This window comes from Pandoraea iniqua, assembly GCF_902459685.1.
GTDB lineage: Bacteria > Pseudomonadota > Gammaproteobacteria > Burkholderiales > Burkholderiaceae > Pandoraea > Pandoraea iniqua.
In genome coordinates, this window is sequence record NZ_CABPSF010000002.1 from 1,219,118 (window position 1) to 1,233,815 (window position 14,698).

Consider the following 14,698-nt stretch of genomic DNA (forward strand, 5'->3'; position numbering starts at 1 on the left):
GTCAGCCCCCGGTTTCGTCGTCGATTGCCGTCTTGCCGCTGAAATAGAACGGCTGCATATCGATGGTGGAGAGCACCGCCTTTTGCCCCAAGCCCTCATGGGCCGCGTTGACCAGCACGCCGTTGTCCTGATCGATGGTCCACGTGAACAGGCCGCCCAGCCCGTTGCGACGCACATAATCGCCCTTGGCCTTCACCGTGCGTGGCGTGTCGAGCGACAGAAACAGGCCACTCGACGCGTTGAACAGGAAGTCGGCGTTCGCCACCGTATCGGTGTACAGCGAGAAGCCGTTGCGCGCGCCGCCGTTTTCGAGATCGAGATAGTTGAACAGCATGTCGAAATGCTCGGTCGTACCCGATTCGAAGGTCCCGGTGGTGATGTCGCCGCCCGGTGTGTACGTACCCGAGAGCGGCGCCACGCTGCCGATCTGCGCCTGACAGGCATTGCGGCTGTACCCCGCGTAGCCGATATGCACCATTGCCAGCGGCACCTTGGCCTGACGCAACCAGTTCACGGCACGGTCGATGGAGAACGCCCCCGTGGCACTCGGGTCCGTGTCGTGCAGGTTGGTGTGATGCGCGAGCGCGGGCGCCCATGGCGTGCCGAAGAAGTCATAGGTCATCAGATTGACGCGCGTGACGCCGGCCGCAACGAGCCCCGGCAGATTGGCTTTCGCCATATCGGCGACGTTGGCCGAGGCCGCGATCGAGATTTCCACGTCCTTGCGGCCTGCCGCCGCCAACGCCTTTTTGAGGTCGCCGACGAGGGCGGCGTAGTTCGGGCCGTCGGTGTCGTCGTAGGTATTGCCGTCGTCGGCGGGCGAGCCCGGATATTCCCAGTCGAGGTTGATCTCGCTGAACATCGGAAACCGCTTGAGCAAGTCGACCACGCTCGCACAAAACGTCTTGCGACGCGTCGCGCTGGCGGCCACGCCGTGAAATGCCTGACTCATCGTCCATCCGCCGATGGCGATGGCCAGTTTGAGTGCCGGGTTTTTGGCATGCAACAGGCGCAGACCGCCCAGCACGCCCTGCGCGCGCGATTGTTGGAACATCGGCATCACGTCGTTGCTCACCCAGCCGTCGAAGCCGCAATTGCGGTACGAGAGCACGTCGCCCCAACTGTCGACGAAGGTGGCCTGATCGGCGTTGCGCTGGAAGTCCGTCGCGGCGCGGGCGATCGTCTGCGCCTTTTCGCCCTGATCGCCGATGATGCCGGCGAAGCCGATGATCAGCCGGTCGTAGGCGAACGGGTCGAGCCGCATCAGGTCGACACCGCGTCCTGCGGCGTCGTTGCTGAAGTCGCCGTCGAGGCGGCCATCGTATTGCGACCAGTCGGTGTAGTAGCCCGATACCTGCAACGGGCTCTTGGCGTAGCGGTTGTAGACGGGGCGGGCGACGCGGGCCGAGGTATACGACAGTTGCGTCGTGCTGGTGCCGGGGTCGAAGCCGTTTTGCGCATAGGTGGTTTCGGTGGCGCCGCCCGACGGGTCCGCCGGATAGACGAGGGCGCCGGACGACGCCGTACCGGCGGCGGTCATCGGGGCAAGGGGCTTGCGATTCGTGTCGGACATGGTGTGGCTCCAGAGAATGAAAGGACAGTGGCCGCCGCCGGGCGGCGCTTGCCGCGCCGGTTTCGGCGTATTCAGACTCGGGCACGCTTACCGCCCGTGCCAGCGCAAATGCCGTGTCAGCCACACGAGCGAGCGCTTTACGCGGCGAAGGCACGAAGTAATGCATTGATGAAGGCACCGATAAATGCACCGATAAATGCACCGATGAATGCGCCGGTGCAGCGCCTGCCGATGACCGGCGTCGGAAGCCCTCGCGTCGCCGGATTGGTCGATCGACGTCACTGGCGCAGCCGCGCTGGGCGCGAAGCGATAGCCCATGCGCGGCACGGTCACGATATGGCGATGCAGACCTAGGGGGATGAGCTTGCGGCGCAGGCGTGAGACCACTTGCATGAGATTGGTGTCGTCCTGATCCGGACGGTCAGGCCATAGCTGCGTAATCAACGTACGTTTGTCATGCACGATGTGGGGCGGCGAGAGCAGGGCGCGCAACAGGCGGTACTCGATCTGCGGAATCTGGACGACGATGCCGTGGCGCGACACCTCGCCGTGCCCTTCACGCGCGACGCAGTGTTGTAGCAGTGCATCGTGCGACGGCGAAGCACTCAAGTTGGGCGTGGCTGGTGTGGTTGGTGCAGCGGGTGAGGTTCGGGTGTTTCGCGAAGCTTGCGTATTGCCCACCGGCGGGTCGAATCGGTAGCCGACACGTGCCACGGTCACGATGGCGCGTTGCAGGCCGAGCGGGGCCAGCGAGCGGCGCAGGCGCGAGATCAGTTGCACGATCGCGGCGTCCTCCATCCACTGTGCGCGGCGCCCCCACAGCGCTTCCATGAGCACGCGCTTGTCGAGCGAAGTGCCCGCGTGGGTGGCCAGCAGCACCAGCAGCCGTTTTTCCTGTTCGGAGAGCCGGGCGGCAATGCCCTGACGTTGCACGAGATTGGTGACGTCGTCGAGCTCGAACGATGACATCGGCATGGAGCGCTCCTTGTGACGAGAAAGGGAGGCTCACCGTAGCGACGCGCCATCGCCTGTCACAAGGCCGCAAGCGCGGCATAGGTGCGCGGGCCACGTGTCTTGCGTGCCTTGGCGATGTTCAGCATCCCATCCACCCCATCGACACGCCATCGCCACAGCATCGACATACCGTCACGCGCCGACGCCGCGCGGTAAGATACTCGTCTCGCCTTATACGGCGACGCTGCATCCAAGACGTTGCAGGCTTTTCAGACTATTTGAAGACTCCCGGATCTCGTCATGCTCGAACTCATTGCCGAACACCGTTGTTTCGGCGGCGCGCAGCGCTTTTACCGCCATACCTCGACGGCCATCGGTCTGCCGATGCGCTTTTCGGTGTTCATTCCGCCGCAGGCGCGCGATGGCCGCGCCGTGCCGGCGCTGTTCTATCTGGCCGGTCTGACGTGTACCGAAGAGACATTCATGATCAAGGGCGGCGCGCAGTGGCTGGCGGCCGAACACGGCGTGGCGCTGATTACGCCGGATACCAGTCCGCGCGGCGCAGGCGTGCCGGGCGAGACGGATGCGTGGGACTTTGGCGTTGGCGCGGGTTTCTATCTCGACGCGACGCAAGCGCCGTGGTCGACGAATTACCGCATGTACAGCTATATCGTCGACGAGTTGTATTCGCTGGTGACGCAGACGCTGCCGATCGATGCCAGCCGTGTCGGTATCTTCGGCCACTCGATGGGCGGTCACGGGGCGCTGACGATCGCATTGCGCAACCCTGACAAATTTCACTCGGTGTCGGCATTCGCACCGATCGCCGCACCGATGCACTGCCCGTGGGGCGAGAAAGCCTTCACCGGGTATTTGGGCAGCGACCGGGAAACGTGGCGTCAGTACGATGCGAGCGAACTGGTGGCGAAGGCCGGGAAAGCGGTGTTCCCGGGCGGCATTCTGATCGATCAAGGGTTGAACGATCAGTTTCTCGAAGCCCAACTGCATCCGGACATCTTCGAGCGAGCCTGCCGTGAGGCCGGCCAGCCGCTGAACCTGCGCCGGCACAACGGCTACGACCACGGTTACTACTTCATCCAGACCTTCATGGCCGACCACCTGACGCACCACGCCGAGCACTTGCGCGCGTACTGATGCCTCGATGTCGTCGCTGCCGTGACGCCCTCGGTGCGCTCGGTGCGTCGTGGCGGCCTTACACCGCCCGCGCTTCGTAACGGCGCGGCGGGTTCACGATCTCGTCCTGTGCGCGAACGATTTCGAGCTCGTAGCGTCCGGCCAGATGCGTGACCGACAGCACGGCGTCGACGGCGGCCAGCGTGTGTTCGAACGCGGCCCGCACCGAATCGCCCTTGAGCAGACGCGCGAGAAAGATGCCCGAGGTCAGATCGCCCACACCCACCGGGTGACGCGAGAACGGGTAGAGCGGGCGCGAGCCATGCCAAGCCTCGTCGGCCGTCACCACGAGCATGTCGAAGCGGTCGGCGGGCTTGCCCGCATATTCCAGATGTTTGACCAGCACCATCTTCGGCCCCCGCGCGAGCAACGCGCGGCAGGCGGCGAGCGCATCGTCGAACGTATCGATCGGATGCTGTGACAGCTTCTCCAGCTCGAGATGATTGGGCGTCATGATGTCGGCCACGTCCGGCATGTGCTCGACCAGATACTGTTCGATACCCGGTTTGACCTGACACCCTTTCTCCGGATGCCCCATGACCGGGTCGCACAAATAGATGGCGGCCGGGTTCGCTTGCTTCACACGCTTGACGGCCTCGACCACGAAGCCGGCCTGCTCGGGCGCGCCGAGATAACCGGACAGCACCGCATCGCAATTGGCCAGTTCGCCGATATCGGCGATGCCGTCGACCAGCCGCAGGATTTCTTCGCTCGGCAGCGCCTGCCCGGTCCACTTGCCGTATTGCGTGTGATTCGAGAATTGCACCGTGTTGATCGGCCAGACATTCACGCCGAGACGACGCATCGGAAACTCGGCGGCGCTGTTACCGGCATGCCCGAAGACGACATGCGACTGGATGCTGAGAATGTTTTTCATAGTGACGGGGCGGGGCGGCAGAGCCGTAGGTAACGCAAAGCGCGTCATGCCAAAAGCGACAGACGATCAGCGTAGCACCGCGTCTTGCCGGGGCGCAATGCCAACGGCGGCGGGTGGCCGACAAAAGCAGGCGCGCCGCAGCCCGTTAGGGTGTTCGTTCCGTTCACGCTTGCACATCCCGGCTTATGCTTTCGTCCACGTCATCCGCTCTACCTCGCGCGTCGGTTTCCACCCCTCCCACTGAGACAACAGACGCCCCGGCGCTCAGGCGCAGTGTCATCGCCCGGCGCTTTGCCGACGAACTCGAAGGCACCGAGGCCGCGCTGAAGCCCGAGAGGGGCGCCTTCGCCATCCGCTTTGAGGGCGGCGAAGTGCCGGTACGCAGAGATCTGGCCTATGACCTCTGGTACGCCAGACATCCCGACGGCACGCGACAGTACTTCGCCAACGAGGGGGTGGTCGACAAGTGGTTCAAGCGCGCAGCACCGACGCCGGGCACCGACCCCGTGATGAGCGCCGTTCAGCAGCGATACCGGCTCAAGCGCATGGGGTATCGCTTTGCGGCGCACGCCATGCCGTTGCCACCCGTGACGGTGCGCACGCCGCTGCCTCGCGTGGCGCATACCGTCTGGCTCGGTGGCCGGATGCCGGTGGTGGTGTTCGCCAATCTCGCGCGCTTAGCCCGCAGTTTCGAGAAAGCGTCCCCGGCGTTTGCCGTGCAACTCCATGTCATGAAGTCGCGCGTGCAGTCGCCCGCGTTGCACCAGCAGCTCGATGGCTTGCCGAACGTCACGGTCAAAGTTCTCGCCGAAGAACCGTTCTTTCGCGCCTTCGCGGCATCGCCGTCGTTTGCCATGTTCCGCGAGTTGACGGCAGCGAAATACTGGAGCGCGCCGCACGACGCCGTGCGCTACCGGGTGCTGCAAGCATTCGGTGGCATCCTGTTCGACCCGCGTGACAAGTTCCGATTCGGCCCGCCGACCCTGCCCGAGACATTGGCATTGGCCGATGTGGCGGTGAGTGGTTTCATCGTGCCGCCCCATGCGTATCAGTACAGCCCGCTGCATGTGGGAATCATGGCGTCGCTGCCGGGTAATCCGGTCATTGAGGCGATCAACGACAACATGTGGCACAAGTGGCAGGAGATGACCGGCGCACAGGCGCCGCCGCACTATCGCGAGTGGCTGTGCGCGCCCACACAGGCCCCGGAGGCGTGGCTTGCGCGTACGTTGAGCGAATTGTGCGGCCCGCACCTTGTCACCCATGTGCTGTATGACTGGGTGCCGGGCATCCGCACGATGGTCGACATGATGAAGGCCAACGAGGATGGCATCGAGATCGGCGGCAATGCGCGTCCCGAGTACGCGGCGTTGATGGACTACTACTTCGCGTTCGATAAGCAACTGGCGGCGGTGGCCTCCGCCGATGACCGGCAAGACGTCATCATGGATCTCGCGCTGGGCGTGCTGGCGCGCTCGGGGTAGACGTAAAACGAAAACGCCCGCCGCCGGATCGCCGTCACTTCTCATGACGACCCGGCAGCGGGCGTGGCTGGCTCCCGTGAGGGGCGAGCTTACTTCTTCGACGAAATGATCGCTTCGGCCACGTTCTTCGGGGCTTCCGCGTATTGCTTGAACTCCATCGTGTACGTCGCGCGGCCTTGCGTGAGCGAGCGCAGCGACGTCGAGTAGCCGAACATTTCCGAGAGCGGCACTTCGGCACGTACCAGCTTGCCGCCGCCGCCCGCGATATCGTCCATGCCCTGCAACATGCCGCGACGGCTCGACAGATCGCCCATCACGTTGCCCATGAACTCTTCGGGCGTCTCGACTTCCACCGCCATCATCGGTTCGAGCAGCACCGGCTCAGCGCGGCGCATCGCTTCCTTGAACGCCATCGAACCGGCCATGCGGAACGCGTTTTCGTTCGAGTCCACGTCGTGGTACGAACCGAACGTGAGCGTGACCTTCACGTTGACCACCGGATACCCGGCGACCACACCGTTCGGCAGCGTTTCGCGAATGCCCTTATCCACCGCCGGGATGTACTCGCGCGGCACCACGCCGCCCTTGATGGCATCGACGAATTCGTACAGCTTTTCCTTGTCCGGTTCGAGCGTGATGACCACGTCGCCGTACTGACCGCGTCCGCCCGACTGCTTGACGAACTTGCCCTGTACGTCCTCGATTTTCTTGCGGACGGTTTCGCGATAGGCCACCTGCGGCTTGCCGACGGTGGCTTCCACGCCGAACTCGCGGCGCATGCGATCGACCAGAATTTCAAGGTGCAACTCGCCCATGCCCGAGATGATGGTCTGGCCGGACTCTTCGTCGGTCTGCACACGGAACGACGGGTCTTCCTGCGCGAGACGATTGAGCGCCAGCCCCATCTTCTCCTGATCGACCTTGGTCTTCGGCTCGACCGCTTGCGAAATCACCGGCTCCGGGAACTCCATCTTCTCGAGGATGATGATCGCGTCCGGATCGCACAGCGTATCGCCGGTCGTCGCTTCCTTCAGGCCGACGGCCGCCGCGATATCGCCCGCGCGCACTTCCTTCAACTCGATACGCTGGTTGGCGTGCATCTGAAGAATGCGCCCCATGCGTTCCTTCTTGCTCTTGGTCGGGTTGTAGACTGTCGCGCCCGACTCGATCACCCCCGAGTACACGCGGAAGAAGATCAACTGGCCCACGAACGGGTCGGTCATGATCTTGAACGCGAGCGCCGAGAACTTCTCGTCATCGGCCGGGTGACGCTCGATGATCTTGTCGTCTTCATCGTGACCGGCAATGGCCGGCACGTCGACCGGCGAGGGCAGATAGTCGATCACGGCGTCGAGCATAGCCTGCACGCCCTTGTTCTTGAAGGCCGTGCCGCACAGCATGGGCACGATCTCGCCGGCGACCGTGCGCTTGCGCAGGCCGGCCTTGATCTCGGCTTCCGTGAGGGTTTCGCCGCCGAGGTACTTTTCGAGCAGCGCCTCGTCGGCCTCGGCCGCTGCCTCGATCAACTTGTCGTGCCATTCCTGCGCGCTTTCTTTCAGGTTGTCGGGAATGTCGATGTAGTCGAACTTCACGCCTTTGGACGCTTCGTCCCAGACGATGCCCTTCATCTTCACCAGATCGACCACGCCTTGGAAGTTGTCTTCGGCGCCGATCGGAATCTGAATCGGCACGGCGTTGCCGCGCAGACGCTCGTGAATCTGTTTGTACACACGGAAGAAGTCGGCACCGACGCGGTCCATCTTGTTGACGAACGCGATGCGCGGCACCTTGTACTTGTTGGCCTGACGCCAGACCGTTTCCGACTGCGGCTGCACGCCGCCGACCGAGTCGTAGACCATGCAGGCGCCATCGAGCACGCGCATGGAACGCTCGACTTCAATGGTGAAGTCGACGTGTCCGGGGGTGTCGATGATGTTGATGCGGTGGCGCGGATAGTTGCCGGCCATGCCGGCCCAGAAACAGGTGGTGGCCGCCGACGTAATCGTGATGCCACGCTCCTGTTCCTGCTCCATCCAGTCCATCGTGGCTGCGCCTTCGTGAACTTCGCCGAGCTTGTGATTGACGCCCGTGTAGAACAGGATCCGCTCGGTCGTCGTTGTCTTGCCAGCGTCGATGTGAGCGCTAATGCCAATATTGCGATAGCGCTCGATGGGAGTTTCTCGGGGCACGATGCACCTCTTTTGCCAAGCGTGGGAAAAACATAGGAGCAGCCATCATACTCCAATGTCGCGTTACCGCGCTGGCAGGCAATTCGCCCCGAAGGCCAGCAGCCACGGGGCTTTGCGAGCCACTGGCGCAGGCGGGCAAACCGCCTGCGCCGGCCTGCTACATCAGGCGATGTGGCGCTCGCGCGAGAAGGCGAGCACGGCACCGCGCGGGGTGTTCGCCGCGGGGGCCAGGTCGTCGCCGTCATGCATCGGGTTCAGGGCCTGCCCGCCGGGCAGTTGGAACACGGCGACGGCTTCGCGCAGGTTGCGCGCCTGATCTTCGAGCGAGCCGGCGGCAGCGGTGGCTTCTTCGACGAGGGCGGCATTCTGTTGTGTGACCTGATCCATCTGCATCACGGCCGTATTGACCTGCTCGATGCCGCCCGATTGCTCGGCCGATGCCGCAGAAATCTCGCCCATGATGTCGGTCACGCGCTGCACCGCCTGCACGATGTCGGTCATGGTGCGGCCGGCGTCGCGCACTTGCGATGAGCCGTCTTCGACCTTGCCGACCGACGTCTCGATTAGCCCCTTGATCTCCTTGGCGGCGGCAGCGCTGCGTTGTGCCAGCGTGCGCACTTCGCCGGCCACGACCGCGAAGCCCCGGCCTTGTTCGCCCGCGCGGGCCGCTTCGACGGCGGCGTTGAGCGCCAGAATATTCGTCTGGAAGGCGATGCCGTCGATCACACCGATGATGTCGTTGATCTTCGTCGAGCTGGCCGCGATTTCCTGCATCGACGAGACGGCACGCTCCACCACGCGACCGCCTTCACCCGCAATTTCCGACGCATTCGCGGCCAGCTGGCTGGCCTGTCGCGCGTTGTCGGCATTTTGTTTGACGGTGGCCGTCAACTGTTCCATCGACGAGGCGGTCTCTTCGAGCGATGCCGCTTGCTCTTCGGTGCGCGCCGAAAGATCGGTATTGCCGGCGAGCAATTCGCCGGATGCCGAGGCAATCGCCGCCGTGCCGGTGCGCACGCGACGCACAATCTGATCAAGGCTTTCATTCATGTGTTTGAGGGCCGCCATCAGTTGGCCGGTCTCATCGCGGCTCGTGACCTCGATGCGGCTCGTCAGGTCGCCTTGCGCCACCCGCTCGGCAATCTGCACGGCGCGCGCGATCGGGCGCGTGACGCTGCGCGTGACCGACCATGCCGCCCCAATCCCTACGATGGCTGCGGCCGCCCCGATGGCGGCGAGCAGCCACTTGGCGAAGACAATGTCGGCGCTGGTGGCTGCACCGGTCTCGTCGACGATCTTCTGCTGGAGTTTGACCAGATCTACGGCTTCGGCCTGCATGGCATCGAGCGCGGGCAGGGCCTCGCGTTCCACCACGCCGAGGGCCGCGTCGCGCTGGTCGGCAGCGAGTTGGGCGTTCACCGCGCTGCGGGCCTTCTGGAATGCCTCGTTATGCTGACGAATGCTGGTCAACAGCGCGCGGCCGTCGTCGGACGTGACGTATTTGTCCAGCACTTGCTGGGCCTGAGCGATACGCGCGAGGTTCACGTCGATGCGCTCGTTGTAGGTTTTGCGCAGTGCCGCGTCGTTCGTGGTGAACACTTCGAGCAGACGGCGTCCGTTGCCGCGCACCATGGCGTCGATGGTGTGGGCCGCATCGGCCTTGGACCAGGCACTGGTCAGCAGCATCTCGTTGGCGCGTTCGATCGCCACGAAACGTACCAACGCGATGGTGAGCATGGCGAGCAACAGCACCAGCAGGGTGCCGAAGCCGATGGCCAGCCGGGTCCGGATTTTAAGGTCGGCGATTCGCATAGGGAATGACTCCGTTTTAGGGATGTGATGTCGCAGCGTCACGGGTGACGTGACGTCTTCGACGTTGCGAGGAGTGGTCGCCGGGCTGCCGCAGCACGCGTCGAAGCAAGGGATGAGGCACGACGTGGCGTTGGCTCACGCGCCGGGTTCGACACGTGTGACATGTCCGGCGACGCGTGACGGGGGGATTCGAGGGAAGCCAGTCCGTCTACCTTCGTATACGACTTGAAATACGACTCTCTGAAGGTGTCTGACAAGCGAACGGGGTAAACGCCGACATGAATCCTATACAAACCTGACGGCGTAAATGGGCGGCAGATGTGTGCTTATGCAGTGCCAGCGCTCGCCTGCGTCTTCGCTGATCCACAGCGCGCCGGTGGTCGAACCCATGGCGAGCGTGCGCCCGGTGGCGTCGACATCGAGGCCGTGCCGGTAGATCAGGTCGTACGACGGTGTTTCGGGCAACCCGTGGGCGAGGGCGGTGAACGTTTCGCCGCCGTCGCGGGTGCGGGTGACGACGAGGCGGGCATCGACGGGAATTCGGCAGGCGTCGCGCTGCGCGGGCACGAACCACGCCGTGTCGGGGTCATGCGGGTCGACCGCTGCGGCAAAGCCGAAGCTCGACGGCAGTGCATGAATGCGGCGCCATTGGGTGCCGAAATCGAGGCTGCGGAAAATGCCGTTGTGATGTTGAGCCCATAACGCATTCGGGGCGGCGCGGCATTGCACCAGACGGTGCACGTCTTGGGCGTTCGGATCGAGACGGCGCTCCGGCGGCATGTAATCGGCCTCCATGCCGGTGGCGGCGAGCGACCACGTCTGGCCATCGTCACGCGTGCGCCAGACCCCGCCCGTCGAGATCGCCACGATGACGTGGCGGCTGTCGTGCGGATCGATGCAGATGGAGTGCAGCCCGGGGTGATCGTAGCCGCCGCCCATCCATTCAGCCCGCTCCGGGCGATCCCACAGGCTTTGCACCAACTGCCAGTGCTCGCCGCGATCGGGTGAGCGGAACAGGCCGCCCGGGATTGTGCCGGCCCAGAGCACGCCGGGCGCGTCGGGGCCTGCGGCTTCGAGCGTCCAGAGCAGTTCGACGCTGGGGGCCGGCGGGTCGGTGGGGGCGTCATCGGCCTGCGGGAACGCGGGCGGTGCCAGTTCGGACCATTCACCGGCGCCTGCCGCTTTGCGCCAGAGCTTCACGCCGAAGTGGCCGAGATTGAGCGCCGAGTAGTCGGTGCCGTCACGCGCATCGTGCAGTACCGCGCTCACGGGTTCGCCGGGAAACTCGGGGGTGCTGGAAGCTAACTTCCAGTCTGATGCCTCACGATGCCACGTGAACAAACCCTTGCGGGTGGCGACCCGCAGTGCGGGTCTGGTGTCGTTTTCCACGATCGTCCTCCTCCTCGGCAGTCTGCGTTTGGCTCATCCGCCTGACAGGGCTTGCGCCACGTACACACGGCTCTCTGCGTTGAGGGCATCGCTCAGGTGACTGCGGTCCTTGATCAGATGACCATCGACAAAGACCGCGACATGCGCGCGCAAACGGCCCTGATCGTTGAAGAGATAGCCACGCAAGCCGGGGGCCCGCGTCATGCATGTAGCGAGCGCGGATTGCACGTTGGCGCCGTCGACTTGCTGTTCGTCGACGGCGACGTGACGTTGGATTGCGGGTGCAAACGTGACGGTTGCCATGTCTCAGTGTAGACAACGGTGCGTGGCCCCGTAGTGCGTGTTGCGACGCTGTTGCGCGATGGCTGCGTTGTAGCTGACGGGGAATAACGCCCGTGTGGGGCTTGCTGAGCACGGCGCGACCTCGATCGCGGCGTCGATCCGTCGTTCTGCGCGATGCGTCGGTGGCACATCACTGGCGCATCCTTTGGTTAACGACCCGTGAGTTTCGGAGCGTGTGAAGCGTGATCCCGGGGCGCGGCATCGTATATCGGACACTCCCCAACCCCATTCACCGCTTTATTGTTCACCATTATCGGAGTGCCCGCGAGCGAGGTGCCGCAGGCAAATACCGGGGGAGTGAGTGATGGCGAAGAGCAAAGCACGAGATATCGGGATGGGTCGTTGGTCGGACGCGGCGATTCGGCGGCAATTACGTTTGCACCGGGCAGGCGAGCCGTCGCAGACGGAGGATTCGACGGTCAAGCGGCCGCCGGTGCTGGCGAAATGCGAAGGCCACTTCGTGTGGCTTGGGCGGCAGGCGGCATTTGTCGGACGGCAGGACGGCCGCTTGCCGGGCGGCGGCAGGCACTACGCCGTATGCACGTCGCAGGCTAAGCGTTTCGATAGCGTGGAGGCGGCCCGCGCCGCGGTGGAGGCGCTGGCGGGCGATGCGCTGGTGATGTACGCGTACGCGTCCAACGGGCCGTTGTACATCGTGGGCGGGGAGCCGCAGGGCGGGGCATGCCGCTAACGTATTCCGGCTGCTGCGCCTGATTGGGGGATCGAACCTTCCCCTTTGCCAGCGAAATTTTGGCAAGCGGCAGGTTCATGCTAGTCTTGAATTAGTCGTGAATTATTCATGAACTATTCAATTCAGCGCTAAACCGAGGTGCTTCATGACCGAATCATCCCTCCGAATCGAAGCACTTCGTCGCCTCCTGAGCCGTGAGCCAAGGACCGCACAGGAAATTACCGCCGCACTGTCGATCAGCCAACCCACGCTTTCCCGAACGATTCGAGATGCATCTGAAGTATTCACGAGCTTTCGTATTTCGGGGGATCGGGTACCCAGATACGGACTGTTGCGGCAGTTGCCCGGTGGGTTGAATCCGCGTCAAACCGTGTATCGGGTGTCGGTGGACGGTGCGCTCGAACCGGCTGCGCAGGTCGAGTTTCTTGGGGGTGGGGGTACCGTTGAGCTTTCCGACCTGCGGAATACGCTTTACGTTGGCCTGCCGCCCCATATGGCGTTCGTGTCACCCTCTGGATTTCTCGGGCGCCAAGTGGCACGCGACGCCGCTTTGGAAATGCAATTTCCAGAGAGTCTTCGCGACTGGAGCGACGAGCAGCGCATCGCATATCTCTTCACTCGGGGGCTGAACCTGCCCGGCAATTTGATTTACGGGGATGCGTCGCTGCAAAAGGAGATGGCGTTTCGACAACTGTCGCCGGTAGCGTCGGCGGAGAAGTTGAGTGAATACGATGCGCTGGCGAATCAACTCAAGGATGCGTCCTTTGGGTCAAGCGCGGGTGGTGAGCAACCGAAGTTTCTTTGCCTTGCGGAAGACTCAGGGCACGTCATCGTGAAGTTTGCTAAGCGCGGCAGCCGCATGGCTGACCTGCTCTGTCTGGAGCATCTTGCGCTGAACGCGTTAAGCGTAGCGGATGTGCCGGCGGCGCACACGAACGTCATGATTTCGGAGACCTACATTTTTCTCGAGGTGCAGCGCTTTGATCGCGTGGGGCGCTACGGCCGGATTGGCATGTTATCGGCAGGGGCCATCGACGACGAATACTTTGGCAAGCGCGATACGTGGTCCGAATTTGCCGTGCGATGCGAGCAGGCGAAGTACCTTTCGCAAGGCGAGGCGTTGAAGATTCACGTCATGGCCGCATTCAGCGAACTCATTGGGAACGGTGACCGGCATTTCGAGAATATTTCGGTGCTACTGGATGGGCGCGGCCGGATCGAGCGCGCGGCACCTGCCTATGACATCTTGCCCATGCGCTACGCCTCTCTGGGCGGCGGAGTGGATCCCGAACTTGTGCCGATCACGCCGAAAATCGGCACGATCGGCGCAAGACCCCATGTTTGGGAGCGGGCGATGCGGGCCGCAGAAGTCTTTTGGGGAAGTGTCATACGCGACACTTCCCATTTGCCGATCCCGCGTGCCTTCAGGGAGCTTGCTGTTGCAAACCTGAGCGCAGCGCGGGATTTTGTGGCGCCGCTGATGCCTAGCCGCTGATGTCGAGCTGCTGGTGTCGAGTGTTACCAGCGGCATTTAACCGGTTACTTACCCAACTCGTGACCGATCACACCGCCGACCACGGCGCCGCCGATGGTGCCTGCGGTGCTGCCGCCGGTGGCTTCGTGGCCGATCACCCCGCCGGCTGCGGCGCCGCCGAGTGTGCAACCGACGATGGACGCGCCCATGATGAGCGCGGTGGCCAGAACCAGAATCGACTTCGCCGTCTTCATGATGTGTCTCCTGTAGCGAGTGTCAGCCGCGTTTCACGTATTACACGCGTAGCGATGTAGCGCGCGGCGGTATGTGTTCAGCTTAGTTGCCGCATCGCGCGTGCACTATCGGCTGAAACTGAATCGGCTGTAGGAATAGGACGACAGGCGGGGCGGCGGCGAGGCCGGGCTGGGGAGGGGCGAGACAAGCGGAAATGACGCCGCAGAAACAACAAGGGCCGCACAGTGTGCGGCCCTTGAAGGGTATCTGGTGGGGCGTGAGTGACTCGAACACTCGACCTACGGATTAAGAGTCCGCTGCTCTACCAACTGAGCTAACGCCCCGGTGTTACCGGGAACAAAAAAGACTGCAAGTAACAGCCTTTCTCGGCGCCGTTTTCGGTATTGCTTGGTGGGGCGTGAGTGACTCGAACACTCGACCTACGGATTAAGAGTCCGCTGCTCTACCAACTGAGCTAACGCCCC

At 63.5% G+C, this 14,698-nt stretch carries 12 protein-coding genes and 2 tRNA genes; 4 read left to right on the forward strand and 10 right to left on the reverse strand.

The features are described 5' to 3' along the window. Nucleotide 1: 1 nt before the first annotated feature. Complete coding sequence (locus PIN31009_RS11240) at nucleotides 2-1,573, reverse strand: glycoside hydrolase family 18 protein (protein WP_150790221.1); 1,572 nt, start codon at nucleotides 1,571-1,573, stop codon at nucleotides 2-4. Nucleotides 1,574-1,660: 87 nt separating this feature from the next. Then, nucleotides 1,661-2,548, reverse strand: coding sequence for a winged helix-turn-helix domain-containing protein (locus PIN31009_RS11245; RefSeq protein WP_150790222.1), 888 nt, complete (start codon nucleotides 2,546-2,548; stop codon nucleotides 1,661-1,663). A 279-nt stretch (nucleotides 2,549-2,827) separates the two neighbouring features. Between PIN31009_RS11245 and fghA the strand changes: the two genes are divergently transcribed. Continuing rightward, complete coding sequence (fghA, locus tag PIN31009_RS11250) at nucleotides 2,828-3,682, forward strand: S-formylglutathione hydrolase (protein WP_150684201.1); 855 nt, start codon at nucleotides 2,828-2,830, stop codon at nucleotides 3,680-3,682. 58 nt (nucleotides 3,683-3,740) lie between these two features. Here fghA and pdxY read toward each other — a convergent pair whose 3' ends face one another. After that, nucleotides 3,741-4,598, reverse strand: a complete 858-nt coding sequence (gene pdxY, locus PIN31009_RS11255; RefSeq protein WP_150684202.1) for a pyridoxal kinase PdxY — start codon at nucleotides 4,596-4,598, stop codon at nucleotides 3,741-3,743. Nucleotides 4,599-4,969: 371 nt separating this feature from the next. Here pdxY and PIN31009_RS11260 point away from each other — a divergent pair, with 371 nt between their 5' ends. Further along, nucleotides 4,970-6,082 carry a hypothetical protein gene (locus PIN31009_RS11260; RefSeq protein WP_150790223.1) on the forward strand — a complete coding sequence of 371 codons (1,113 nt, stop codon included), beginning with the start codon at nucleotides 4,970-4,972 and terminating at the stop codon, nucleotides 6,080-6,082. Nucleotides 6,083-6,171: 89 nt separating this feature from the next. Here the strand turns inward: PIN31009_RS11260 and fusA are convergent, their stop codons facing one another. The 4 genes from fusA to PIN31009_RS11280 form a co-directional block, all read right to left on the reverse strand. Next, entirely contained in the window at nucleotides 6,172-8,271 is a 2,100-nt protein-coding gene (gene fusA / locus PIN31009_RS11265) for an elongation factor G (protein ID WP_150684204.1), read from the reverse strand. Between the two features lie 162 nt (nucleotides 8,272-8,433). Further along, the gene (locus PIN31009_RS11270) at nucleotides 8,434-10,083 is read right to left on the reverse strand and encodes a methyl-accepting chemotaxis protein (protein WP_150684205.1); all 1,650 of its coding nucleotides are present in this window, start codon (nucleotides 10,081-10,083) and stop codon (nucleotides 8,434-8,436) included. Nucleotides 10,084-10,368: 285 nt separating this feature from the next. Next, nucleotides 10,369-11,472 (reverse strand): sialidase family protein, encoded by a 1,104-nt coding sequence (locus PIN31009_RS11275; protein WP_150790224.1) that lies wholly within the window; start codon nucleotides 11,470-11,472, stop codon nucleotides 10,369-10,371. 33 nt (nucleotides 11,473-11,505) lie between these two features. Further along, complete coding sequence (locus tag PIN31009_RS11280) at nucleotides 11,506-11,775, reverse strand: MoaD/ThiS family protein (protein ID WP_150684207.1); 270 nt, start codon at nucleotides 11,773-11,775, stop codon at nucleotides 11,506-11,508. Between the two features lie 373 nt (nucleotides 11,776-12,148). Here PIN31009_RS11280 and PIN31009_RS11285 point away from each other — a divergent pair, with 373 nt between their 5' ends. Both PIN31009_RS11285 and PIN31009_RS11290 read left to right on the forward strand, forming a co-directional pair. Next, nucleotides 12,149-12,505: a hypothetical protein gene (locus PIN31009_RS11285; protein WP_150790225.1), complete on the forward strand. Its 357-nt coding sequence runs from the start codon at nucleotides 12,149-12,151 to the stop codon at nucleotides 12,503-12,505. Nucleotides 12,506-12,650: 145 nt separating this feature from the next. Continuing rightward, nucleotides 12,651-14,000 carry a HipA domain-containing protein gene (locus tag PIN31009_RS11290; protein ID WP_150790226.1) on the forward strand — a complete coding sequence of 450 codons (1,350 nt, stop codon included), beginning with the start codon at nucleotides 12,651-12,653 and terminating at the stop codon, nucleotides 13,998-14,000. A 44-nt stretch (nucleotides 14,001-14,044) separates the two neighbouring features. Here PIN31009_RS11290 and PIN31009_RS11295 read toward each other — a convergent pair whose 3' ends face one another. The 3 genes from PIN31009_RS11295 to PIN31009_RS11305 all read right to left on the reverse strand — a co-directional run bounded on the left by PIN31009_RS11295 (nucleotide 14,045) and on the right by PIN31009_RS11305 (nucleotide 14,698). Further along, a complete protein-coding gene (locus PIN31009_RS11295; RefSeq protein WP_058379190.1) occupies nucleotides 14,045-14,233 on the reverse strand; it encodes a glycine zipper 2TM domain-containing protein in 189 nt (62 codons plus the stop codon). 248 nt (nucleotides 14,234-14,481) lie between these two features. Beyond that, a tRNA-Lys gene (locus PIN31009_RS11300) sits at nucleotides 14,482-14,557 on the reverse strand. 65 nt (nucleotides 14,558-14,622) lie between these two features. Beyond that, a tRNA-Lys gene (locus tag PIN31009_RS11305) sits at nucleotides 14,623-14,698 on the reverse strand.